The following is a 22,096-nucleotide window of genomic DNA, read 5'->3' as shown; positions in this document are numbered from 1 at the left end:
TCCGGCCAGCGCGCCGAATTCCCCGCAAGCGGCGCCAAATCCAGCGATTCGCCGCGGCGGCGCGGGCCCGGGACCGTCCGGCCGGGGACGCGGCACCGGCACAAGCCCGGCATACCGTCCGCCCACCCCACCGTGGCCTCGGCCCCGTGCCGCGTGACCGTACATCCGGCCCCCGTCTGTAAATTCCTGATCAGGTGGGCCCGGTGGCTCGAACCGGGCCGACGGGAAACGGACAAGGGGCGCGAGGGCGCCGTACGAGCGGGGGCACCCCGTGCCGGGCGCCCCCCTTCGCAGGTCAGCCGAGCACCGCCCGCACGGCCGCCGCCGCGGCGCCGCCGTCCCCGGCGACCGGCTCGGTCAGCGTGTCGACGACGGGCTCGGCCAGGGTGCCGACGACCGGTGCCACGAGGTCATCCGCCCTGTGCACGGCCCCGGTTCCGGCGGCCGGCCGCCCTGCCCCGGTCGCGCGGATCCGCGCGACGCGCGGCGCGCCCCGCTCCCCCGTCGGCTCGGGTTCGCCGCGCGAGGTGCCGCCACCCTCCCGCTCACGCCGGGGGGACCGTCCGGTCCCGCCCGCCGACAGCTCCGGCCGCCCCGCACCGGACCGGGGATGCCCGGCGGCTGCGTCCGGCACCGCGTCGGAACGCGGCCGCCCGCCGGCCGCCGCCGGCTCAAGCACCCACCGCTGCCGGGCCGAACCGTCGCGTTCCGCCACCTCGACCCGGGCGCCGGAACGGCCGGATCCGGCTGCGAGGGCCAGCCAGTGGTGCCGGCGCGGCAGGATCTCGCCGCGCACCGTGAGGTCGTACGACACCTCCCCGGCGGGTACGGCGCAGCCGGCCAGCGCGATCCTCTTCGTGCCGGGGTCGGCGGCGAGGCACAGGCGGGGGTCGGCGGCGCTGCGCAGCAGGCCGTCGCCCTGGTACGACCACTGCTGCGCGGGGGCTGCCGTGCACAGGCCGAGCCGGACACCGGCGCCCGCCTCGACCCGCTCGCCGCGCAGCGTCAGGCAGCGCCCGGAGGACAGGGCGCGCAGGGTGCCGTGGGCCGGTGCGGCGGGTCCGGCGGCGGAGGCGGTGGCGGGCGAGGGCGCGGGACGGGCGCCGGTGCCGCTCGGCCGTGGGGAGTTGCCGGCGGGAGCGCCCCAGGTGACGGCGGGGCCGGGGACACCGTTGTCATCGGACCAGCCACGGTCCACGAGGACGGTGGCGAGCAGGGCGAGGGAGGTGACTGCGACGCCGATGGCGACGGCCTTGCGGTGGCGGCTCGCCGGTCCGGTGCGGTGCCGGCCGCCGGACACCGGCGGTGCGGCCGGCGGTGCCTGCGGGGGCGGGGGCGGCCACTGCCCGGGGGCGCCGCGGCCGGGCCGGGAATCGAGGTAACGGCGGGCGCCCCAGCCGAGCACGGTCTCGGCGAGCAGCAGGGGCAGGGCGCCGTCGAAGTGGCCGAGTTGTTCGGCGGCGTGCCGGCAGTGGTGGCAGACCGTCAGGTGCCGGCGCACGTCCGGCAGCAGGGTGCCGCCGCGACGGATGGGGACGTCGAGGAGCCGGTTGTAGAAGCGGCATTCCCGGGTGGGTGCGAGTTCACGGTGGGCGCGGACACAACCGGCGCGGAATTGCTCGCGCGCCCGCTCCAGGGCGGTCGTGGCGTCGGCCGGGTCGAGGCCCAGCAGACCAGCGGGTATGTTTATGGGTTCCGCTTCGACCTCGGTGTGCCAGAGAAGGCATTGTGCGGCGCCGGGAAGGGCCCGGAATGCGCGGGCGGCGAGTTGCCTGTTTTCCGGCGGGCCGGGCTTTGTCGCGCGCAGTCCGCGGCCGCCGGTGGTTTTGCGCAATTCCGTCAGGGCGATGCAGGCGACGTCGTCCGCGGCCCAGGCGCGGACGGTGTCCCGGACGGCGGCGAGCAGATGGGGGCGCAGGGCGCCGCCGGTCACCGCGCTCGGCATCCGGCCGAGCACGTGGTGGAAGGCGGCGGTGGCCACCAGCTGGGCGGTGGGACCGGCGGCGGTCAGGCAGACCACGGCGTAGTCGCGGGTGGCCGGCCAGTGCCGGGCGAGCAGCAGCGCGACGGCGTGGTGGCGGCCGTCCTCGGGGCCGTTCAGCCGGGCGAGGAGAGCCCGGTCGGGCTCCCCGGCCGGGCCGGGCAGGGGTGGGTGGGGCGGGCGTGGGGGGTAAGGGGACTGCACGGAACCATTTCCTTTCCAGCCGCAGGACCGTATGCGCAAGGAGGTCCTGTCGGAAAGCAGTGCCTGATTGGTGCATACCTCAAGGGCCGGCCTCGACGTCGACGTCTGCCATTGCCCTCCCGTGGGGAGGCTCACCTTGACACACGCTGCTCACAGGAAACAAGGAGGGGGAATGCCCCCGGCGGCAAAGCCGGGGAATTACCCCGTGGTTACCGGCGGTATCCACCGGAGGCGGCCGGAACGGCGGCCGACCGCCGTCCCGTAAAAGCCGGATGGCGGACGAAATCTCCGCCTTCCGGCACGCTCACGCCGGTTGGCGGCCGGCGTGGGACACGCGGACCACCATGGCCAGGAGCGCGGCCACCACGCAGACCGCGCCGAGGGTGATCCACACCGTGTCGTAGGTGCCGAAGACGTCCCGTGCGGTGGCGCCGAGGAACGCCGAGACACCGGCGCCCAGTTGGTGCGCGGAGTTGGTCCAGCCGAAGACGATCGGACCGTCGTCCCCGTAGGTCCGCTGGCACAGGGCGATGACCGGGGGCACGGTCGCCACGTCCACGAGCCCGTAGACGACGGCGAAGACGAGCAGGGAGGGGCGGGCGGCGCCCTCGGCCGGGGCGGGCTTGGCGACGAACTCCTCGCTGCCGTACGGCCGGACGCCGAGGTCGGCCGGGTGGTCGCGCGGGAACAGGGCGACGAGGGCGGACACGGTCAGTGCGGCGAGCGCGAGGGTGACCACCGGGGGCTGCCAGTCGTAGCGGTCCACCGCCCAGGCGAGCAGCGGCAGGAAGAGCAGCTGGCCCAGATGGCTGGAGGCACTGAGCGCGCCGGTGACCAGGCCGCGCCGGCGGGTGAACCAGCGGCTGGTGACGAGGGCGGCGAAGGTCATCGTCAGGCAGCCGCTGCCCAGGCCGATCAGTACGCCCCAGTACAGGACCAACTGCCACGGTGCGGTCATCGCGTTGGCGAGCAGGGCGCCGGCGGCGACGAGGAGCATGGCGCCGGCCGCGACGCGGCGGATCCCGGCGCGTTCCATCAGGGCGGTGGCGAAGGGCGCGGTGGCCCCGAAGAGGACCATGTTGACGGAGGCGGCCCCGGTAGACGGCATCGGTCACGGTGTCGAGCCCAAGAACAGCAAGCATCTACCAGCGCCCCTTGAGACACCACGCAAGCCCCTCGTCTCGTTCCGCTCCTTGCTCAGGTGTTTCCGCTCGGGCCCCTAACCGGAACTGACAAGATCAAACCGGTGGGCTCGGGCCAACGGGGGCGCGGCAGGGACGCGTCGGCCGGAGCAGCCCGCCGCACGGCGCTGCTCCGGCCCGCACGCCGACCGTGGCCTTCCGGCTCACTTCCCCTGGTCGGCCGGCCGGAGGGTCCACAGGACGCTCATCTCGCCGGTGACGGCGCCGTCCGCGCGCCGGATCTCGATCGACACCGGGAACTCGGGGCGCTGTCCCGCGTCCAGTTCGGCGACGACCTCGGCGGCCGGGCGGCCCAGCGTGGCGGTCGCGGTGACGGCCCCCATCGCCAGCTTCTTGTAGGCGATCTCGGCCCGCACGGCGAGCGGTACGGCGCGCGAGAGCTGGTCCCCGAAGGCGGCCAGCACGATGGCGCCGCTGGCCGACTCCCCGAGGGTGAACATCGCACCGGCGTGCGGGCCGCCCACGTGGTTGTGGTACGCGCCCTGGTCCGGCAGGGACACCACGGCCTTGTCGGGCGTGGTCTCCAGGAACTCCAGGTTGAGGGTCCGGGCCATGGGCACGGTGGCGGCGAGCATCTCGCCGATCGACATCTGGTCTGCACTCATGCCCGTCATGTTACTCACGAGTAGCGAAGCCTGGCCAGTGAAGCCCATTAGGGTTACGGGCCATGTGGCCAGATCAGCAGCCGCCAGGGGGCGCGCAGAACCCGCAGCACAACCAGCAGAACCCGTACCAGCAGCCGGGCTACCAGCAGCCGAACCCGTACCAGCAGCCCGGGTACCAGCAGTACCCGCAGGCCGGCTCGCCCGGACAGCAGGCGCAGCCCGGTCCGTACGGACAGCAGCAGTGGGGGCAGCCCCCGACGGTGCCGGTGCCCCAGCCCCCGCAGGGCGGCGGCGGCCGTACCAAGCTGATCGCTCTCATCGCGGCCACGGCCGTCGTGGTCACCGCCGCCGTGACCGGCTACCTGGTGCTGGGCGGCTCGAAGGACGACGAGGCGGACAACGGCAAGGGCGGCCGGAGCACGAGCCCGTCGCCGACCGGCTCCTCGCCCGCCTCGCCCACCTCGACCACGACGGACAATCCGCGCTCCAACGAGTCGGAGAAGCCGACGGTCCCCGGCTGGAAGGTCGTGGTGAACCCCAAGTACGGGACGGCCTTCGACGTACCGGCGGACTGGGAGGTGGAACGGGCCGGCACCTTCTCCTTCTTCGAGGACGAGAAGAAGGGCGACGGCTCGGCGTACATCGGCTTCTCCGGCCCCTCGTTCCTGAAACCGGACTACTGCACCTCCGACGCCGGCGGCTACAAGGAGTCGCACGCGCTCGCGGGCAGCGGCACGAAGGGCGAGAACGGCGCCAAGGACACCGCGAGCATCGCCCGCGGCGACTCGGCCACCTTCGCGTTCGGCGGGTACACCGACCAGTCCGACGGCGCCAAGAAGTACCTGCGGATCGGCAAGGCCAAGCCCTTCACGACGACGGCGGGCGTCAAGGGCAGCGTCGCGACCTCGTACGTGGTCGGCGTGCCGAAGAAGCACAAGTGCGACACCGACGGCAAGGCCGTCACGTTCGCCTTCAAGAACTCCACGGGCAGCTTCGTCTCCTGGACGCTCTACGGCGCCAGGGGCGTCAAGGACGAGCTGCCCGACGCGACCGTCGACAAGATCCTCGCCACGGTTCGCCTGCACGGCGACCCGGTCGTGGAGTGACCGGCCGGCCCGGCGGCCTCAGCCGATGCCGAACGCCCCGTCGGGGGGCTCGGGTGAGGGCACCGCGTCGGTGTCCGCGACCGGGCGGGCCGAGCCGATGAACCCGCGTACCGCCGGGCCGTGTTCGACCCGCGCCGGAAAGGCGTCGGCCGCGGCGCGGCGGGCGACCGCGGCGACGTCCAGCGGCCGGTGCGAGGCCACGACCACCGCGTTGCCGAACCGCCGCCCGCGCAGCACCGCCGGCTCGGCGATCAGCGCCGTCTCCTCGAACACGGCCGCCAGGTTGGCCAGCTGGGAGCGCAGGAAGCCGAACGGCGCCGCGTCCGCGAGGTTGGCGGCATAGACCCCGCCGGGCCGCAGCACCCGCTCGGCCTGGCGGACGTAGGGCAGCGTGGTCAGGTGCGCCGGCACCCGGGACCCGCCGAACACGTCGGCGACCAGCACATCGGCGTGGTCGTCCGGCGCCTCCTCCAGCCAGGCCCGGGCGTCCGCCGCGTGCAGCGCGACACCCGAGCCGGCCGGCAGCGGCAACTGCTCGGTGACCAGCTCCAGCAGCCCCCGGTCGGCCTCGACCACGTCCTGCCGGGACCCGGGCCGGGTGGCGGCCACGTACCTCGGCAGGGTCAGCGCGCCCCCGCCGAGGTGCACCACGTCCAGCGGCGCGCCCTGCGCGGCGACGGCGTCCAGGACGAACCCCAGCCGCCGGGCGTACTCGAACTCCAGGTACGCCGGGTCGTCGAGGTCCACGTACGACTGCGGCGCCCCGTCGACGGTGAGCAGCCAGGCCCGCTCCCGGTCGACATCGGGCATCAGCTTGGCGGTGCCGTGGTCGGTGGTGCGGAAGACGGGTATCTGCTCGGTCACCCGTTCATTGTGACGCGCGGGCGAGCGGCACGGGACACCGCGCGGCCGGCCGGGACGGCCCCGCGGTCCCCCACGCTGCCCGGTCTCACTCCACCGTGATCACGGTGCCCGCTGCCACCGTGCGCCCGCCCTCGCGGACGGCGAACCCGAGCCCCGGCTCCAGCGGCACCTCCCGCCCCAGCTCGACGGTCATCCGCACCGTCTCCCCGGGCCGGACCACCGCCGCCTCGCCGAGGTCCACGTCCCCGACGACGTCCGCCGTCCGGATGTAGAACTGCGGCCGGTAACCGGTGGAGACGGGTGTCGTACGGCCCCCCTCGCGCCCGGAGAGCACGTACACCCGCGCCGTGAAGCGGCGGCTCGGCACCACGCTCCCCGGTGCCGCGACCACGTGCCCGCGCCGGACGGCGTCCCGGGGCACGCCCCGCAGCAGCAGCGCCACGTTGTCCCCGGCCTGCGCCTCCTCCATCGGCTTGCCGAAGGTCTCCAGACCGGTCACCACGCATCGGACGCCGGCGCCGAGCACGTCGACCCGGTCGCCGACCCGGACCACCCCTCTTTCGACGGCACCGGTCACGACGGTCCCCCGCCCGGTGATGGTCAGCACGTTCTCGACGGGCAGCAGGAACGGCGCGTCCAGGTACCGCTCCGGCATCGGCACGTAGGTGTCCACCGCGTCGAGCAGCGCCTCCACGGACGCCGTCCAGCGCGGGTCGCCCTCCAGGGCCCTCAGCCCGGAGACGCGTACGACGGGTACGGCGTCGCCCGGGTAGCCCTGCGCGGAGAGCAGGTCGCGGACCTCCAGCTCGACCAGGTCGGACAGCTCCTCGTCCCCGGCGTCGGCCTTGTTCAGCGCGACCACGATGTGGTCGACGCCCACCTGCCGGGCGAGCAGCACGTGTTCGGCGGTCTGCGGCATGATCCCGTCGAGCGCGGAGACGACGAGGATGGCCCCGTCGAGCTGGGCGGCGCCGGTGACCATGTTCTTGACGTAGTCGGCGTGACCCGGCATGTCGACGTGGGCGTAGTGCCGGGTGTCGGTCTCGTACTCGACGTGGGCGATGTTGATGGTGATGCCGCGGGCGGCCTCCTCCGGGGCGCGGTCGATGCGGTCGAACGGCACGAAGGTGCCGGTGCCGCGCTCGGCGAGGACCTTGGTGATGGCGGCGGTCAGGGTCGTCTTGCCGTGGTCGACGTGACCCATGGTGCCGATGTTCAGGTGCGGCTTGGTGCGCACGTAGGCCGTTTTGGACATGGCTGTACCTCGAAGCCTCTCGGGCGTGACGAAGGATGCGGGACCCCGGGGACTCGCCGACCCTCCCCCTGCGGGGTCCGCCGGACGATCCGGAGAGGGTCAGCTTCGGGCGCCGTCGACAGCGGCCACGAGGATCAGGACGGCAGCCTTCGGCGCATCCGCGACGGCGGATGCTGCGAGGAGGAAGGCGTGCCGGAACATGGGGTCGATCATCGCCGACGGTCCGTCCGGCGTCGAATGGTTTTCGGGGCGGGTGAGTTCGGGCTCACGGCGCTCAACCGGGATCGTCGGTTAGGGTCACCGGATGCCCGATGCCGACCGCTCCGGCACCGCCACGGCCTCTCCCCGGGCCGCCGCCACGGAGCTTGCCGTTCCCGTCCCGCCCCCGCCGCGCGCCGGGGGACCCGTCGCCGCCTGCACCCGGGTGCTGTTCTCCCCCTACGCCCGCCTGTCGCTGCTGCTCGCGCTGCTCGCGGGCGCCGCCGTCTGTGTGCTGCTGTTCGAGCCGCAGCGGCTGCTGACGCACGGACTGCCGCCGCGGCTCGGCGGGGCGGCGGCGGCCGTCGTGTTCGCGGCGGCGTACGGGCTGTGCACGGTGGCGTTCGTGCCGCGCCCCTTGCTGAACCTGGCCGCGGGCGCGCTGTTCGGCTCCCAGCTGGGGCTGGCGACGGCGCTCGCGGGCACGGTGCTCGGTGCCGGAGTCGCCTTCGGACTGGGCCGGATGCTCGGGCAGGACGCGCTGCGCCCGCTGCTGCGGGGCCGCTGGCTGAAGGCGGCCGACGGGCAGCTGAGCCGGCACGGCTTGCGGTCCATGCTGGCCCTGCGGCTCTTCCCCGGGGTGCCGTTCTGGGCGGCGAACTACTGCGCGGCCGTCTCCCGCATGGGCTGGCTGCCCTTCCTGCTGGCCACGGGGCTCGGCTCGATCCCGAACACGGCCGCCTACGCGGTCGCCGGCGCCCGTGCCTCGGCGCCGACCTCCCCCGCCTTCCTGGTCGCGATGGCCTGCATCGCCGTACCGGCGCTGGCGGGCACGGTGGTGGCCTGGCGCAAGCGCCACCAGCTGCGTGGGCGGTGAGCGATGTGGTCCAGCATCATCGCCGTGGCCGGCACGCTGCTCGGCGGGGCGTTCACCGCGCTGCTCCAGTCCCGGCGTGAGCGGGCCGCCCGCGCCGAACGGAGGGCGGACGCGCTCCGCGTGGCGCTGGGCGAACTGGTGGCGGCCCTCGGCGACCACCGGCGGGCCCTGTGGCACCGCGAGGACCTGCGGCTCGGCGGCGCGGGCGCGGAGGCCGTCGAGGCGGCGCGCGCGACGGCCCGCGCCACCCGCTCCGCCGTGACCGCCCCCCTGGTCGCGGTCTGCGTCCTGGAACCCGCCCTCACCGAACCGGCCCGCAGGGCCGCCCTGGCCGCGTTCGCCCTGCGGGACGCCCCCGGCCGCACCGCCCTCGCGGCCCTCCGCGAGGCCGCCGTCACGGCGACGGACGAACTGGTGGCGGCGGCGGGCCGGATCATGACCCGGTAACGGCCGCCACGGCTCCCGCGCTCAGACTCCTTCCAGGATCATCGCGTTGGCCAGTCCGCCCGCCTCGCACATGGTCTGGAGGGCGTAGCGGGCGCCGCGTTCGCGCATGGCGTGGACCAGGGTCGTGGTCAGCCGGGTGCCGCTCGCGCCGAGCGGGTGGCCCAGGGCGATCGCGCCGCCGTGCACGTTGACCCTGGCGAGGTCGGCGCCGGTCTCCTGCTGCCAGGCGAGGACCACGCTGGAGAAGGCCTCGTTGACCTCGAACAGGTCGATGTCGCCCAGCGTCAGACCGGCCCGGCGCAGCACCTTCTCCGTCGCCGGGATCACGCCGGTGAGCATCAGCAGCGGGTCGGAGCCGGTCACGGCGAAGCTGTGCAGGCGGGCCAGCGGGCGCAGGCCGAGCCGGGCCGCGGTGTCGCCGGAGGTGATGAGGACGGCGGAGGCGCCGTCGTTGACGGGACTGGCGTTGCCCGCGGTGACGTTCCACTCGATCTGCGGGAAGCGCTCGGCGAAGTCCGGGTCGTGGTAGGCGGGCCTGAGGCCGGCGAGGATGTCCGCGGTGGTGTCCGGGCGCACGCTCTCGTCGCGGGCGACGCCGTCGAGGGGCGCGACCTCGGCGTCGAAGAGTCCGCCGTGCCACGCGGCGGCGGCCTTGTGGTGCGAGGAGACGGCGAACTCGTCCATCCGCGCGCGGGTGAGGGACCACTTGGCGGCGATGAGTTCGGCGCTGATGCCCTGCGGGACCAGTCCCTCCGGGTAGCGCTCGGCGACGCCCGGCCCGAACGGGTCCTTGCCGGCGGGCACGTTGGACCACATCGGCACCCGGCTCATCGACTCCACACCGCAGGCCACGACGAGGTCGTAGGCGCCCGACATCACGCCCTGCGCGGCGAAGTGGACGGCCTGCTGGGAGGAGCCGCACTGGCGGTCCACGGTGGTCGCCGGGACCGACTCGGGCAGGCCGGCGGCGAGGAGGGCGTACCGGGTGGTGTTCATGGCCTGCTCGCCGACCTGGTCGACGGTGCCGCCGATCACGTCGTCGATCAGCGCCGGGTCGACGCCGGAGCGCTCGACCAGGGTGCGCAGGGTGTGCGCGAGGAGCCGGACGGGGTGGACGTGGGCGAGGGAGCCGTTCGGCTTGCCCTTGCCGATCGGGGTGCGTACGGCTTCGACGATGACTGCGTCTCGCATGGGCGGGCCTCCGACGGTGATCCCAGGAGCTACCAGTGAGTAGGAAATCCGGACTCACCATAGCCCTTCGAGTTGGAAAATCAAACCCTCCTCTAGACTGGGCCGCATGGCCGCCACCAAGGACCCGCGCCCCTGCTCCATCGCCGACGCCCTCGCGGTGGTCGGGGAGAAGTACTCGCTGCTCGTCCTGCGCGAGGTGTGCCTGGGCAACGGCCGCTTCGACCAGCTCGTGCGCAACACCGGCGCCCCGCGCGACATCCTGTCCGCCCGGCTGCGCCGGCTGGTGGAGGCCGGCATCCTCACCAAGCGCCTCTACAGCGAGCGCCCCCAGCGCTTCGAGTACCGGCCCACACAGGCGGGCCTGGAGCTGGAGCCGGTCCTGATGACCCTCAAGGAGTGGGGCGACCGCCACCTCCGCAAGGGCGCCGACCTGCCGATGGCCGTCGACCACGCCTGCGGCCACGAACTGGTGCCCGTGGTCACCTGCAGCGCCTGCGGCGACCCCGTGCGCCACGAGGACCTGACGGCCCGTCCGCAGGCCCCGGGCTGGACCCTCACGGGGCCGACGGCCGCGTAGCCGGATCCCCGCCCGCACCGGCCGGCGCCGGCCCGCCGACCGCCCGGCCCCTGGTGCCGCGCCGCCGGCCGGGCCCGCTACGCTTCGTCCGTCACATGATCACCTCGTCTTCGAACAGCGCTTGGACGCCACACCTTCATGTCTTGGTTTGAATCCCTCGTCCTCGGACTCGTCCAGGGGCTGACCGAGTTCCTGCCCGTCTCCTCCAGTGCGCACCTGCGGCTGACCGCGGCGTTCTCCGGCTGGAAGGACCCGGGCGCGGCCTTCACGGCGATCACGCAGATCGGCACGGAGACCGCGGTGCTCATCTACTTCCGCAGGGACATCGGCCGGATCATCTCGGCGTGGTCCCGCTCGCTGTTCGACCGGACGATGCGGCGCAACCACGACGCGCAGATGGGCTGGCTGGTGATCGTGGGCTCCATCCCGATCGGGGTGCTGGGCGTGACGCTGAAGGACCAGATCGAGGGGCCGTTCCGCGACCTGCGGGTCACCGCCACCATGCTCATCGTCGTCGGCCTGGTCATCGGCATCGCCGACCGGCTGGCGGCCCGTGACGAGAGCGGCGGCCGGCACCGGGCGCCCAAGCAGCGCAAGACGCTGGAGAACCTCGGGGTCAAGGACGGCCTGGTCTTCGGCCTCTGCCAGGCCTGCGCCCTCATCCCGGGCGTCTCCCGCTCCGGCGCGACGATCAGCGGCGGCCTGTTCATGGGGTACAAGCGCGAGGCCGCGGCCCGTTACTCGTTCCTGCTCGCCATCCCGGCCGTCCTCGCCTCCGGCGCCTTCGAGGTGAAGGACTCGCTGGGCGAGGGCCATGTGGACTGGCCGCCGACCCTGTTCGCCACGGTGATCGCGTTCGCCTCGGGTTACGCGGTCATCGCCTGGTTCATGAAGTGGATCTCCAACAAGAGCTTCATGCCGTTCGTCTGGTACCGCATCGCCCTCGGCGTCGTGATCATCGCCCTGGTCGGCGCGGGCGAGCTCAGCCCGCACGCGGCGGAGTCGGCGGGCTGAGGTCCGCCCACCATCCCGGTTTCGGACATCTTCCGCGCACGGGCGGGCCGCCTATGACCTGGGCAACTTCCAAGAACCGCACGGCAGTTCGCCGCTACGGACGAATGAGCGGGCGGCGCCGGTGACCAACCCCATACCTTCTGCGTAGCCACGCGGTAGCGCACCGTCAGTGCTTGCGCCTAGGCTGTGGCGCATGTCCCCCGAAACCCCCTCCCCTGGTTCCGCGCGGTCTGCCGCCGAGGTGAACGAGCAGATCCGGGCGCTGTGGCTGCGTGCGGGCGGCACCCTGTCGGCCCAGGAACGCGCGGAGTACGAGCTGCTGGTGATCGAGTGGGCCGAGGCGATCCGCGCACGGGTCATCGAGGCGGCCTGACCCGGCGATCCCGCAAGCGTCCCGCCGCCGCCCGTCGTACCGGTCGGGGCCGCCGTAGCGCAAAGACCCGCGGCTCCGCTCAGGCCCGCCGTAGCGCTCAGGCCGGCAGGTGCGCGAGCACCTCGTCGGCCACCGGGTACGGCGGCTCCACCGGCAACAGCTCGCCCGCCCGGTCCTCCCGGCCCGACCGCACCAGCGCGTGGATCTCCGTGGCCAGCGGGGTGACGTCCTCGATGCCGACGATCCACTCGTCGGCGTACCGCGCCGCCGCCTCGCCCGCGAGGCCGAGTTGCAGCGACCGGTGCGGCAGCGGGTTCAGGTGCAGGTCCCGCTCCGGGTCCCACTGGACACGGGCCGGGCTGCGCGCCAGCTCCCGCTTCCAGGCGGCCTGGCCGGGGTGCAGGGCGGGCACGTAGTGGGACAGGCAGGCGTGGCGCAGGGCCCACTCGAAGCCCTCGCGGCTGATGTCGACGGCGAGGACGGTCTCCTGCCCCTCCTTGGTGCCCCAGCCGCAGCGGTACATCATCCACAGGAAGGACGGCTTGATCCAGGTCATCCGGTCCCGCTTCCAGGCGGACGGGAACCGTCCGGTGCGGGCGGCCGGACCGCCTATCCGCGGGTGGTAGGCCTGGTACACGGTGACGGTGGTCTGCGTATGCCGGGCGCGGATACGGAACTTGGGCTCGGTGACGGTCGTTTCCTCATGCACGGGTACAGACTCCGCCGCCGCACGCGCCCCGCACCACCGAATATTCACCACGCACAACACTTGGATCCACGCCCGGCGTACCCAAGACTGGCCCGATGACGCAGCGTGCGGAGTTCGCGACCGTGAGGGACCGACTGGCCGTGGACGACCTGGTCACCGCGTACGCGGTGGCGGTGGACGACGGCGACTGGAGGGGCTACCGAGGCCTGTTCACGGCGGACGGGCGCGCCGACTACCGCTCGGCGGGCGGCATCGAGGGCGACGCGGACCGGGTCGCGGCCTGGCTCGCCGAGAGCCTGGCCCTGTTCGCCATGCGCCAGCACCTGATCGTCAACCGGCAAGTGCGCTTCGGGGCCCTCGACCAGGACACCGGCGACACCGCCCGGGTCCGCGCCGACTACGTCAACCCGCTGCGCCTCACCGACGCGGACGGCTCCGCCGCGCCGGACCTGGTGTGCGGCGGCCGGTACGACTTCGGGGTCCTGCGCACACCGGACGGCTGGCGCCTGAGCGAGGTCGTCGTCCACGAGAAGTGGCGCCGCGGGGGCGCCCCCCGGGAAAGCAGGCCGTAGGGACGGCGACGCGCACCGCCGTACGCTCACCACGCACACTGGAGCCATCGGTGGGTAGGGAGGGTCCTTATGAGGATGATCTACCACTGGCCGGCCTCCCCCTGGCGCCGCTCGGCCGCCGCCGCCCTCGCCGGTGCCCTTCCCGTGCTCGCGTTCCCGGCGCCGTCCTTGTGGTGGTTCGCGTACGTCGCCCTGGTGCCGTGGATCCTGCTGGCCCGCTCCGCGCCGACCGGACGCCGGGCCGGGTACGACGGCTGGTGGGGCGGCATCGGCTTCCTGGTGGCCGTCCACCACTGGCTGCTGCCGAGCCTGCACGTGTTCATCTTCCTGATCGCCGCGCTGCTGGGCCTGCTCTGGATGCCCTGGGGCCGGCTGGTGCGCCGGTTCCTGGGCGGGGCGCCGACTCCGGGCCGGGCCGCCGCCGCGCTGCTGGTGCTGCCGTCGGCGTGGCTGGCGGTGGAACTGGTCCGGTCCTGGCAGGGCCTCGGCGGACCGTGGGGCATGCTGGGCGCCAGCCAGTGGCAGGTGGGCCCGGCGCTGCGGCTGGCCTCGGTCGGCGGGGTGTGGCTGCTCAGCTTCCTGGTGGTGGCCGTCAACGTGGCGGTGGCCATGCTGCTCACCGTGCCCGGGTCGCGGGCGCCGGCCGTGGCCTCGCTGGTCGCCACGGCCGTGGTGACCTCGGCCGCGTGGGTGTGGGCGCCGCGCCCCGACACCGGCGGACGGGTGCGGATCGCCGTGGTCCAGCCGGGCATCGTGGCCGGGCGGGACAGCGGCGACAAGCGGTTCGTCCGGGAGGAGCAGCTGACCCGGCGGCTCGCCGGGCAGGGCGTCGACCTGGTGGTGTGGGGCGAGTCCAGCGTCGGCTTCGACCTCGACGACCGTCCCGACCTGGCCCGGCGGCTGGCCGCCCTGTCCCGCGAGACCGGCGCCGACCTGCTGGTGAACGTGGACGCCCGCCGCTCCGACCGGCCCGGCATCTACAAGAGCTCGGTGCTGGCCGGCCCGCACGGCCTGACCGGTGACCGGTACGACAAGATGCGGCTGGTCCCGTTCGGCGAGTACATACCGGCCCGTTCACTGCTGGGCTGGGCCACCTCGGTGGGCCGGGCCGCGGGCGAGGACCGGCGGCGCGGCTCCGCGCAGACCGTGATGAACGTCGGGCACGGGCTGCGGATCGGCCCGCTGGTCTGCTTCGAGACCGCGTTCCCCGACATGAGCCGGCATCTCGCCGAGGACGGCGCGGACGTCCTCCTCGGCCAGTCGTCCACCTCGTCCTTCCAGCGCAGCTGGGCGCCGGAGCAGCACGCCTCGCTGGCCGCGCTGCGTGCCGCCGAGACCGGCCGCCCGATGGTGCACGCCACGCTCACCGGTGTCTCAGCGGTCTACGGCCCGGACGGGCGGCGCCTCGGCCCGTGGCTCGGCACCGACACGAGCACGGCGCGCGTGTACGACGTACCGCTCGCGCACGGCGTCACGCCGTACGTCCGCTACGGCGACTGGCCGGTGCACGGCGCACTGCTGGTGCTGGCGGCGCTGGGCGTGACGGAGGGGGTGCGGGCGCTCAGGCTGCGCCGCAGCGGTCCTGAACCGCTTGGACCACCCGCTCGCACAGTTCATGGGTCGCCAGTGCGTCACGGGCGCTGAGCACCTTCCCGGCCCGTACGGCGTCCAGGAACGCGAGGACCGCCTGCTCGATGCCGCGCTGCCGGGCCACCGGCACCCAGTCGCCGCGCCGGCGCACGGTCGGCTGCCCCTTGTGGTCGATCACCTCGGCGAGGTTGACGACCTGGCGCTTGGTGTCCTGGCCGGACACCTCCAGGAGCTCCTCGGTGGAGCCGCTGAGCCGGTTCATCAGCCCGAGCGCGGTGAAGCCGTCCCCGCCGAGCTGGAGCACGACGTGCTGGACCAGCCCGTCCTCGACGCGGGCGCGCACCGTCACGTCGTCGACCGGTCCGGGCGCCAGGAACCGCAGGGTGTCGACGACGTGGATGAAGTCGTCCAGGATCATCGAGCGGGGTTCCTCGGGCAGGCCGATCCGGTTCTTCTGCATGAGGATCAGCTCGCGCGGGTGGTCCCGGCACTGGGTGTACCCGGGGGCGTACCGGCGGTTGAAGCCGACGAACAGCGAGACGCCCCGCCGCTCGGCCAGGGCGACCAGCCGCTCGGAGTCGGCGAGCCGGTAGGCGAGCGGCTTGTCCACGTACGTCGGTACGCCGGCCTCCAGCAGCCGGGCGACGATCTCGGGGTGGACGGCGGTCGGCGCGTGCACGAAGGCGGCGTCGAGGCCGGCGGCGAGCAGCGAGTCCAGGGTGGTGTGCCGCTGCTCGCCGGGCAGGTGCAAAAGGTCGCCGACCCGGTCCAGGGTGGCGGGCGTGCGGGTCTGCAGGTGCAGGTCGATTCCCGGCTGGCTGCCGAGCACCGGCAGGTACGCCTTCTGCGCGATGTCCCCGAGTCCGATGCAGCCGACCTTCACGTGCTCTCCCCTACGGCTTGCCTGCGTGGTGCCTGCCGGAAGCATACGGGGGCCGCCAGTCGGCGATGCCGTCGAAGCCGCGCAGGAGGAGCGCGGGCCCGGCCAGCGACAGGGCCGTGACGGCGGTGTTCCGTACGGCCACGACGGCCCGGCTGCCGGCCATGTTGAGGCGGGCGACCCGGACGGCCCGGCGGGCGAGGGCGGTCGTGCGCGGGAGGCGGTCCGCGGTGTAGGAGGGCAGGTCGCCGCCGTGGTGGGCGAGGACGACGGCGTCCTCGATGGCCTGGTTGCCGCCCTGCCCGAGGGTCGGGGGCATGGCGTGGGCGGCGTCGCCGAGGAGGGCGGTCCGGCCCGCGTGGTAGGCCGGCAGGGGCCGGCCGAGGTGGTGCACGTCGTGCCGGAGCACGTCCTCGGGGCGGGCGGCGGCCAGCACGGCGGGGACGGGGTGGTGCCAGTCGCCGTAGCGGCGCAGGAGTTCGGCCTTCTCGTCGTCCGGGGCGTGCTCGCCCGCCGGGACCCTGGCCGCCCCGTAGGCGTACACCCGGCCGTCCCGGAGGGGCTGGGTGCCCCAGATGTGGCCGCGGCCCCAGGTCTCGTGCGGGGCGAAGTCGGTGCCCGGCAGGGGGACCAGGACGCGCCAGGTGGTGAATCCGGCGTACGCCGGTCCCGGGTGCGCGGGGAACAGGGCGGCACGGACCCGGGAGCCGACGCCGTCCGCGCCGACGACCAGGCCGGCCTCCAGCTCCTCCGCGCCGGCCCTCACGCGGGCGGGGCGGTCGCGGTCGCCGGGGTCGGTGAGGGTGGCGGGCGTCCCGGTGCGGACGGCGCCGGGCGGGAGCAGGGCGGCGAGCCGGTCGACGAGGACGGCCCGGGGCAGCAGGACCAGGGGGCCGCCGAAGCGGGCCGCCGCGGCCTCGGCGTTCGAACGGGACAGCCAGCGTCCCCCGGGGGTGCGCAGTCCGCCGTCGCCCTGCCACGCCGCCAGGTCGCGGATCTCCTCGCCGATGCCGAGGACGTCCAGGGCCCGCAGGGCGTTCGGGGCGAGGGAGATGGCCGCGCCCACGGGCTTGAGGGCGGGAGCGCGCTCCAGCACGGTCACCGCCCGGCCCCGCTGGTGCAGGGCGGCCGCCGCGGCGAGTCCTCCGATCCCGCCGCCGATGACGATCACGCGGGCATCCTCTGCCATGACTCCTCCTCCGACTACAGCTGTAGTACGCGTCACTGTACTACAGCCGTAGTGAGACGGATAGGGTTCCCCCATGGCCGCACACTCCCCCGGCGTCTCCCGCGCCGATCTCGTCGCCGACGCCGCCCTCGCCCTGCTCGCCGAGCGCGGCATGCGCGGACTGACGCACCGTGCGGTGGACGAGGCGGCCGGGCTGCCGCCGGGCTCGACGTCGAACGTGGCGCGCACCCGGCAGGCGCTGCTGGAACTGGCGGTGCGGCGGCACGCGGAGCGGGAGGCACGGGTGCTGGCTCTGACGGAGCTGCCGGACCCGCGCGGCGGTCCCGAGGCGCTGGCGGACGGGCTGGCGCTCGCGGTCCACCGCTCCCTGACCCGCCACCGCGCGTTGCTGATCGCCCGGTACGAACTGGCTCTGGAGGCCACCCGCCGCCCGGAACTGCGCGCCTATTACGACCGTACCGGCGCCGTCTTCAGGGAGCAGCTGACCGCGCTGCTCACGGCCGCGGGCTCACCCGAGCCGGACCGCCACGTGCTGTCCCTGGCCGCCTGGGCGGAAGGGCTGTTGTTCTCCTGCGCGGCCGGTTCCTTCAACAGCCGGACGCCGGACCTGGAGGAGATCCGCACGGGGCTGCGGGAACTGCTCGTGAGCCTGCTGGGATCGCGACCCGGCGGCGGCTGACGTCCCGCCCCGGCACGAAGCCGGCCACCGGAGCCATACCGCTGACGCGGCGGCACCCAGCCCTCGCCCCGACACCGCCCAGCTGGCCGACAGCACTGCAGGTGGCCGACGACACGGCCGGCCCCGCACCGCACCGAGCACCCCCGTCCGGCCCGCCGGAGACTACCGCCGGCGCGGCGGCGTCCAGCCCTCGCCCCCCCCGGGCCGGCCTCCTCCCCCAGCCGCAACGCCAGCCGGCTGATCGCCGACCGCACCCCCGCGCCGTCACCGTCATCCGCGAGAAGCCCCGCGGGACTGCCGCCCGGCGCAGCTGGCCGACCGCACGGCCCCGCACCGCACCGAGCGCTCCCGCCCGGCCCGCCGGAGGCTACCGCTGACGCGGCGGCACCCAGCCCTCGTCCCCCCGGCCGGCGTCCTCCCCCAGCCGCAACGCCAGCCGGCTGATCGCCGACCGCACCCCCGCGCCGTCACCATCATCCGCGAGAAGCCCCGCGGGACACCGCACGGCCCCGCACCGCACCGAGCACCCCCGCCCGGCCCGCCGGAGACTACCGCTGACGCGGCGGCGTCCAGCCCTCGTCCCCCCGGCCGGCGTCCTCCCCCAGCCGCGACGCCAGCCGGCTGATCGCCGACCGCACCCCCGCGCCGTAGCCGTCGTCCGCGAGGACCCCCGCGGTGCTGCGGGCCCGGCGCAGGTGGCTGCGGGCGGCCTCGGCGCGGCCCAGCCTGTCGTAGTCCGCGGCCAGGTTGAGATGGAGGGAGGGGAGGAAGCCCTGGACGCTCGACGGGTCGCCGCCCGCCCGGCCGTCGGCCAGCTCCTCCGCCGCCGACAGCGCCCGCAGGTCCCAGGCGAGTTCGTCCGCCGGGTCGTCCTGGGTGTCGGCCAGGTAGTGGGCGAGGGTGCAGCGGTGCAGCGGGTCGCCCTCCTCGCCGATCTCCGCCCACAGGTCCAGGAAGCGGCTGCGGGCCTCCTCGCGGTCACCCCCGTGGTGCAGCATCACGACCTGCCCGATCCGCGTCAGCACGGCGTCCGGCGCCGCCTGTTCCTGTCGCTCCGCCACGGGTGCCTCCGGGCCGTCGGCAATGGTTCGGTCCTGACGCTAACCGGCACCGGGAGGATTCCCCGCCAGGCGGGGCCGGTGGGCAACTGCGGGGCCGCCGTGGCCAGTCGCGCCCGTGCGGCGGGGCCGCGGGGCGGTACCGGTCCCGCGCTCCTCCGCGGCGCTCCCCCGGCCGCCGGCGGCGGTCAGCCCAGGTCCGGGATCCGCCAGTCGACCGGCTCGTGACCCTGCGCGGCGATCGCCTCGTTGATCTGCGTGAAGGGACGCGAACCGAAGAACTTCTTCGCGGACAGCGGCGAGGGGTGCGCGCCCTTGACCACCACGTGCCGGGTCTCGTCGATCAGCGGGAGCTTCTTCTGCGCGTAGTTGCCCCACAGGACGAACACCGCCGGGTCGGGACGGGAGGCCACCGCGCGGATCACCGCGTCCGTGAACTTCTCCCAGCCCTTGCCCTTGTGCGAGTTGGCCTCGCCGGCCCGGACGGTGAGGACCGCGTTGAGCAGCAGCACGCCCTGCCGGGCCCACGGCATCAGGTAACCGTTGTCGGGGACGGGCAGGCCCAGCTCCTGCTGCATCTCCTTGTAGATGTTCCGCAGCGAGGGCGGGGTCTTCACCCCCGGGCGGACCGAGAAGCACAGGCCGTGGCCCTGGCCCTCGCCGTGGTACGGGTCCTGGCCGAGGACGAGGACCTTCACCCGCTCGTACGGCGTCGCGTCCAGCGCGGCGAAGACCTCCTCGCGCGGCGGGTAGACGGGACCCTTCGCCCGCTCCTCCTCGACGAACTCGGTCAGCTCCTTGAAGTAGGGCTGCTGCAGTTCGTCGCCCAGAACCCCGCGCCAGGACTCGGGCAGCATGGCGATGTCGGTCACGTCAACGTCCTCACGATGTCGATCAACTACGGCGTGCGGTCACTTCCAGGTTCCCGAACCTACAGGCGACCACTGACAACCGGTGCCGCGAGGCCGTTCGCCGGTCTCACCAGCTGGTCTTGCGGTGCAGTGCCCACATCATCATGATCGTCGACGGGTCGAGGGCCTGCTCGCCGCCGGAGATGTCGACGCTGGCCGCCACGAACTGCCGGCCCTGCCACAGCGGGACCAGCCGGGCGTCGTCGACCATGATCTGCTGGGCCGCCTCGACGTCCTTGACGGTCCGGGCCCGGTCGCTCTCCGCGCGCGAGTGGGGCAGCAGCCTGCCGGTGATCTCCTTGGCCGGGTAGGGCGTGCCGAGGGCGTTGTGCTCGCCGACGAACGGGGCGATGAAGTTGTCCGCGTCCGGGAAGTCCGGGAACCAGCCGCGTCCGAACACCGGGTACTCGCCCTTCTGGTAGCCGACCACGTAGGACTTCCAGGGGCGGCTCTTGAGGGTGATGGTGAACAGGCCGGAGGCCTCCAGCTGCCGCTTCAGCTCCTGGAACATCAGGGCCGTCTCGGAGCCGTAGCGGTCGCTGGTGTACCAGAGGGTGAGCGGGACGGGCCCGGTGATGCCGGCGTCGGAGAGGATCTTGCGGGCCTTGGGGACGCTCGGGTCGCCGTAGTCGTCGAAGAAGCCCGTGGCGTGGCCGGTCAGGCCCTTGGGGACCATGGAGTACAGCGGGTCGACGGTGTCCTTGTAGACCTTGTGCGCGATCGCGCCCCGGTCGACGATCTGCGCGACGGCCTTGCGCACGGCGGGCTGCTTGGCCCAGGGGTCCTTGGGGTTGAACACCAGGTAGCTGATGTCGGTGCCGGCCCCGTCGACCAGTTGCAGGTTCTCGCTGTCGTGCTCCTGCAGCGCGAGGATGTCGTCGGCGGCCAGACCCCGGTAGGTGACGTCGATCCGCTTGTCCTTGAGCGCCTTGACCATCCCCGCGGAGTCCTTGAAGTAGCGGATGGTCACCGCGTCGTTCTGCGGCTTGGCGAAGCCCTGGTAGTTGCCGTTGCGGACCAGGACGGCCTGGGAGCCCTCCTCGTAGGACTGCAGCTTGTACGGTCCGGAGCCGTACACCGAGGTGTCCTTGCGCAGCGAGTTGGCGGGGTAGTCGTCCGGGTCGACGATCGACATGGCGGGCGTGGCCAGCACGAACGGGAAGGTGGCGTCCGGCTGGTTGAGGTGGAAGACGACCTCGCGGTCGCCGGAGGTCTCGACGCGGTCCAGGCTGCCGAGCAGCCCGGCGGGGCCGCCGGGGGCGTTGATGGTGCGGATGCGGTCGATCGAGTGCCGGACCGCCTCGGCGGTCAGCGGGTCGCCGTCGGCGAACTTCATGCCGGAGCGCAGCTTGCAGCGGTAGGTGCGGCTCGTGGAGTCGGTGAAGGAGCAGCTCTCGGCGGCGTCGGGCTGGGGGGTGGTGGCACCGCTCGGGTAGGCGAGGAGCGTCTGGAAGATGTTCCGGTACAGCTCCCAGGAGCCGTCCCAGGCCCCGGCCGGGTCCAGCGTGCTGGGGGCGCTGGTGGTACCCACGACGATCGGCCCCTGGCTGTCGGGGTCGCCGTCGGACAGCAGACTGCATCCGGCCACCAGCGATATGGACGCGATCGCCGCGACTCTCCGCAGGAATCGGTTCCGGTTGAACACGCGCACGCTCCTCGATCTGCCATACCAAGGGTCGGCAGACCATACCGCAGCGTCCGGAGCCCCGAACCTCCCCCGCGACCGGCATTCTTGATCGTCTGGACCATGACGACGTTGTCATCGCGCTGGGCGGATTCCGTACGGCCTCCCGGGCGCCGATCCGTCCGGAAATCGGCGCCCGGAAGAGATGCTCAGCCTCAGCCGACGCCGGCGTTGAGGAAGATGCCGCCGTCCACGACGAGGGTCTGACCGGTGATCCAGTCGGACTGCTCGGAGGTGAGGAACGCGGCCGCCCCGCCGATGTCGGAGGGCACACCCAGCCGGCCGAGCGGGTAGGCGGCGGCCGCCTCCTCCTCCCGGCCCTCGTACAGGGCCTGCGCGAACTTCGTCTTGACCACGGCCGGGGCGATGGCGTTGACCCGGACCCCGGGCGCGAACTCGTGCGCCAGCTGCTGGGTCAGGTTGATCATCGCGGCCTTGCTGACGCCGTAGGCGCCGATGAACGGCGAGGGCGCGAGGCCGGCGACCGAGGCGATGTTGACGATCGCGCCGCCGTTGTCCTTCTGCCAGGCGTGCCAGGTCTTCTGGGCGAAGCCGAGCGCGGAGACCACGTTGGTCTCGAAGACCTTGCGGGCGACGTTCAGGTCGAGGTCCGCGATGGGGCCGAACACCGGGTTGGTGCCCGCGTTGTTGACCAGGAAGTCGACCCTGCCGAAGGCCTCCATGGTGCGCTCGACGACCTCGGTCTGGTGGTCCAGGTCGTGCGCCTTGCCGGCGACGCCGATGACGCGCTCGGTGCCGAGCCGCTCGACGGCCTCCTTCAGGGCGTCCTCGCCCCGGCCGGTGATGCACACGCGGTCGCCGCGGGCGACCAGCGCCTCGGCGACGCCGTAGCCGATGCCGCGGCTGGCGCCGGTGACGATCGCGACCTTGCCGGACAGCTCCGGGAGTTCAGTCATGGCTGTGTTACCT

The 22,096-nt window shown here is 73.7% G+C and carries 22 protein-coding genes; 9 read left to right on the top strand and 13 right to left on the bottom strand.

Annotation, left to right across the window (positions count from 1 at the left end; all coding sequences use genetic code 11):
• Positions 1-295: 295 nt before the first annotated feature.
• The 3 genes from IG05_RS0136245 to IG05_RS0136235 all read right to left on the bottom strand — a co-directional run bounded on the left by IG05_RS0136245 (position 296) and on the right by IG05_RS0136235 (position 4,001).
• Positions 296-2,185: an RICIN domain-containing protein gene (locus tag IG05_RS0136245; protein WP_078894738.1), complete on the bottom strand. Its 1,890-nt coding sequence runs from the start codon at positions 2,183-2,185 to the stop codon at positions 296-298.
• 304 nt (positions 2,186-2,489) lie between these two features.
• On the bottom strand, positions 2,490-3,293 hold the full coding sequence (locus tag IG05_RS42785; protein ID WP_051790629.1) for an MFS transporter: 804 nt from the start codon (positions 3,291-3,293) through the stop codon (positions 2,490-2,492).
• Positions 3,294-3,530: 237 nt separating this feature from the next.
• Positions 3,531-4,001 (bottom strand): DUF4442 domain-containing protein, encoded by a 471-nt coding sequence (locus IG05_RS0136235; RefSeq protein WP_078894736.1) that lies wholly within the window; start codon positions 3,999-4,001, stop codon positions 3,531-3,533.
• A 53-nt stretch (positions 4,002-4,054) separates the two neighbouring features.
• Between IG05_RS0136235 and IG05_RS0136230 the strand changes: the two genes are divergently transcribed.
• Positions 4,055-5,098, top strand: a complete 1,044-nt coding sequence (locus tag IG05_RS0136230) for a hypothetical protein (RefSeq protein ID WP_030348347.1) — start codon at positions 4,055-4,057, stop codon at positions 5,096-5,098.
• A gap of 18 nt (positions 5,099-5,116) precedes the next feature.
• Here the strand turns inward: IG05_RS0136230 and IG05_RS0136225 are convergent, their stop codons facing one another.
• Both IG05_RS0136225 and tuf read right to left on the bottom strand, forming a co-directional pair.
• Positions 5,117-5,962 carry a spermidine synthase gene (locus tag IG05_RS0136225; RefSeq protein WP_030348346.1) on the bottom strand — a complete coding sequence of 282 codons (846 nt, stop codon included), beginning with the start codon at positions 5,960-5,962 and terminating at the stop codon, positions 5,117-5,119.
• An 85-nt stretch (positions 5,963-6,047) separates the two neighbouring features.
• The gene (gene tuf, locus IG05_RS0136220; protein ID WP_030348345.1) at positions 6,048-7,217 is read right to left on the bottom strand and encodes an elongation factor Tu; all 1,170 of its coding nucleotides are present in this window, start codon (positions 7,215-7,217) and stop codon (positions 6,048-6,050) included.
• A gap of 304 nt (positions 7,218-7,521) precedes the next feature.
• Here tuf and IG05_RS0136210 point away from each other — a divergent pair, with 304 nt between their 5' ends.
• Positions 7,522-8,292 (top strand): TVP38/TMEM64 family protein, encoded by a 771-nt coding sequence (locus IG05_RS0136210; RefSeq protein ID WP_030348344.1) that lies wholly within the window; start codon positions 7,522-7,524, stop codon positions 8,290-8,292.
• A gap of 3 nt (positions 8,293-8,295) precedes the next feature.
• Positions 8,296-8,739, top strand: a complete 444-nt coding sequence (locus IG05_RS0136205) for a hypothetical protein (protein WP_030348343.1) — start codon at positions 8,296-8,298, stop codon at positions 8,737-8,739.
• A gap of 21 nt (positions 8,740-8,760) precedes the next feature.
• Here the strand turns inward: IG05_RS0136205 and IG05_RS0136200 are convergent, their stop codons facing one another.
• Positions 8,761-9,930 (bottom strand): thiolase family protein, encoded by a 1,170-nt coding sequence (locus IG05_RS0136200; RefSeq protein WP_030348342.1) that lies wholly within the window; start codon positions 9,928-9,930, stop codon positions 8,761-8,763.
• A gap of 106 nt (positions 9,931-10,036) precedes the next feature.
• Here IG05_RS0136200 and IG05_RS0136195 point away from each other — a divergent pair, with 106 nt between their 5' ends.
• The 3 genes from IG05_RS0136195 to IG05_RS0136185 all read left to right on the top strand — a co-directional run bounded on the left by IG05_RS0136195 (position 10,037) and on the right by IG05_RS0136185 (position 11,894).
• On the top strand, positions 10,037-10,507 hold the full coding sequence (locus IG05_RS0136195) for a winged helix-turn-helix transcriptional regulator (protein ID WP_030348341.1): 471 nt from the start codon (positions 10,037-10,039) through the stop codon (positions 10,505-10,507).
• A gap of 138 nt (positions 10,508-10,645) precedes the next feature.
• A complete protein-coding gene (locus tag IG05_RS0136190) occupies positions 10,646-11,521 on the top strand; it encodes an undecaprenyl-diphosphate phosphatase (RefSeq protein ID WP_030348340.1) in 876 nt (291 codons plus the stop codon).
• A gap of 193 nt (positions 11,522-11,714) precedes the next feature.
• On the top strand, positions 11,715-11,894 hold the full coding sequence (locus IG05_RS0136185) for a hypothetical protein (RefSeq protein ID WP_030348339.1): 180 nt from the start codon (positions 11,715-11,717) through the stop codon (positions 11,892-11,894).
• A gap of 97 nt (positions 11,895-11,991) precedes the next feature.
• Here IG05_RS0136185 and IG05_RS0136180 read toward each other — a convergent pair whose 3' ends face one another.
• Positions 11,992-12,603, bottom strand: coding sequence for a DUF4291 domain-containing protein (locus IG05_RS0136180; RefSeq protein WP_030348338.1), 612 nt, complete (start codon positions 12,601-12,603; stop codon positions 11,992-11,994).
• Positions 12,604-12,698: 95 nt separating this feature from the next.
• Between IG05_RS0136180 and IG05_RS0136175 the strand changes: the two genes are divergently transcribed.
• Both IG05_RS0136175 and lnt read left to right on the top strand, forming a co-directional pair.
• Positions 12,699-13,175, top strand: coding sequence for a nuclear transport factor 2 family protein (locus tag IG05_RS0136175; RefSeq protein ID WP_030348337.1), 477 nt, complete (start codon positions 12,699-12,701; stop codon positions 13,173-13,175).
• A gap of 69 nt (positions 13,176-13,244) precedes the next feature.
• Complete coding sequence (gene lnt, locus IG05_RS0136170) at positions 13,245-14,819, top strand: apolipoprotein N-acyltransferase (RefSeq protein WP_030348336.1); 1,575 nt, start codon at positions 13,245-13,247, stop codon at positions 14,817-14,819.
• Here lnt and IG05_RS0136165 read toward each other — a convergent pair.
• Positions 14,737-15,648, bottom strand: a complete 912-nt coding sequence (locus IG05_RS0136165; protein ID WP_030348335.1) for a Gfo/Idh/MocA family protein — start codon at positions 15,646-15,648, stop codon at positions 14,737-14,739. The two genes, lnt and IG05_RS0136165, sit on opposite strands and share 83 nt — an antisense overlap.
• A gap of 10 nt (positions 15,649-15,658) precedes the next feature.
• Complete coding sequence (locus IG05_RS0136160) at positions 15,659-16,834, bottom strand: FAD-dependent monooxygenase (RefSeq protein ID WP_030348334.1); 1,176 nt, start codon at positions 16,832-16,834, stop codon at positions 15,659-15,661.
• Positions 16,835-16,907: 73 nt separating this feature from the next.
• Here IG05_RS0136160 and IG05_RS0136155 point away from each other — a divergent pair, with 73 nt between their 5' ends.
• A complete protein-coding gene (locus tag IG05_RS0136155) occupies positions 16,908-17,513 on the top strand; it encodes a TetR/AcrR family transcriptional regulator (protein WP_030348333.1) in 606 nt (201 codons plus the stop codon).
• Positions 17,514-18,061: 548 nt separating this feature from the next.
• On the opposite strand, the gene IG05_RS0136150 is transcribed toward IG05_RS0136155, so the two are convergent.
• The 4 genes from IG05_RS0136150 to IG05_RS0136135 all read right to left on the bottom strand — a co-directional run bounded on the left by IG05_RS0136150 (position 18,062) and on the right by IG05_RS0136135 (position 22,083).
• Positions 18,062-18,574 carry a tetratricopeptide repeat protein gene (locus IG05_RS0136150; RefSeq protein ID WP_030348332.1) on the bottom strand — a complete coding sequence of 171 codons (513 nt, stop codon included), beginning with the start codon at positions 18,572-18,574 and terminating at the stop codon, positions 18,062-18,064.
• A 185-nt stretch (positions 18,575-18,759) separates the two neighbouring features.
• A complete protein-coding gene (ung, locus tag IG05_RS0136145) occupies positions 18,760-19,443 on the bottom strand; it encodes a uracil-DNA glycosylase (protein WP_030348331.1) in 684 nt (227 codons plus the stop codon).
• A gap of 106 nt (positions 19,444-19,549) precedes the next feature.
• The gene (locus IG05_RS0136140) at positions 19,550-21,127 is read right to left on the bottom strand and encodes an ABC transporter substrate-binding protein (protein ID WP_030348330.1); all 1,578 of its coding nucleotides are present in this window, start codon (positions 21,125-21,127) and stop codon (positions 19,550-19,552) included.
• A 194-nt stretch (positions 21,128-21,321) separates the two neighbouring features.
• Positions 21,322-22,083, bottom strand: coding sequence for an SDR family oxidoreductase (locus IG05_RS0136135; protein ID WP_030348329.1), 762 nt, complete (start codon positions 22,081-22,083; stop codon positions 21,322-21,324).
• Positions 22,084-22,096: the final 13 nt, after the last annotated feature.

Origin of the sequence: Streptomyces sp. NRRL S-1022, from assembly GCF_000720135.1 — a bacterium.
Lineage (GTDB): Bacteria > Actinomycetota > Actinomycetes > Streptomycetales > Streptomycetaceae > Streptomyces.
Note: the sequence above shows the minus strand (reverse complement) of the source record. Positions and strands in the feature narration are given on the sequence as shown.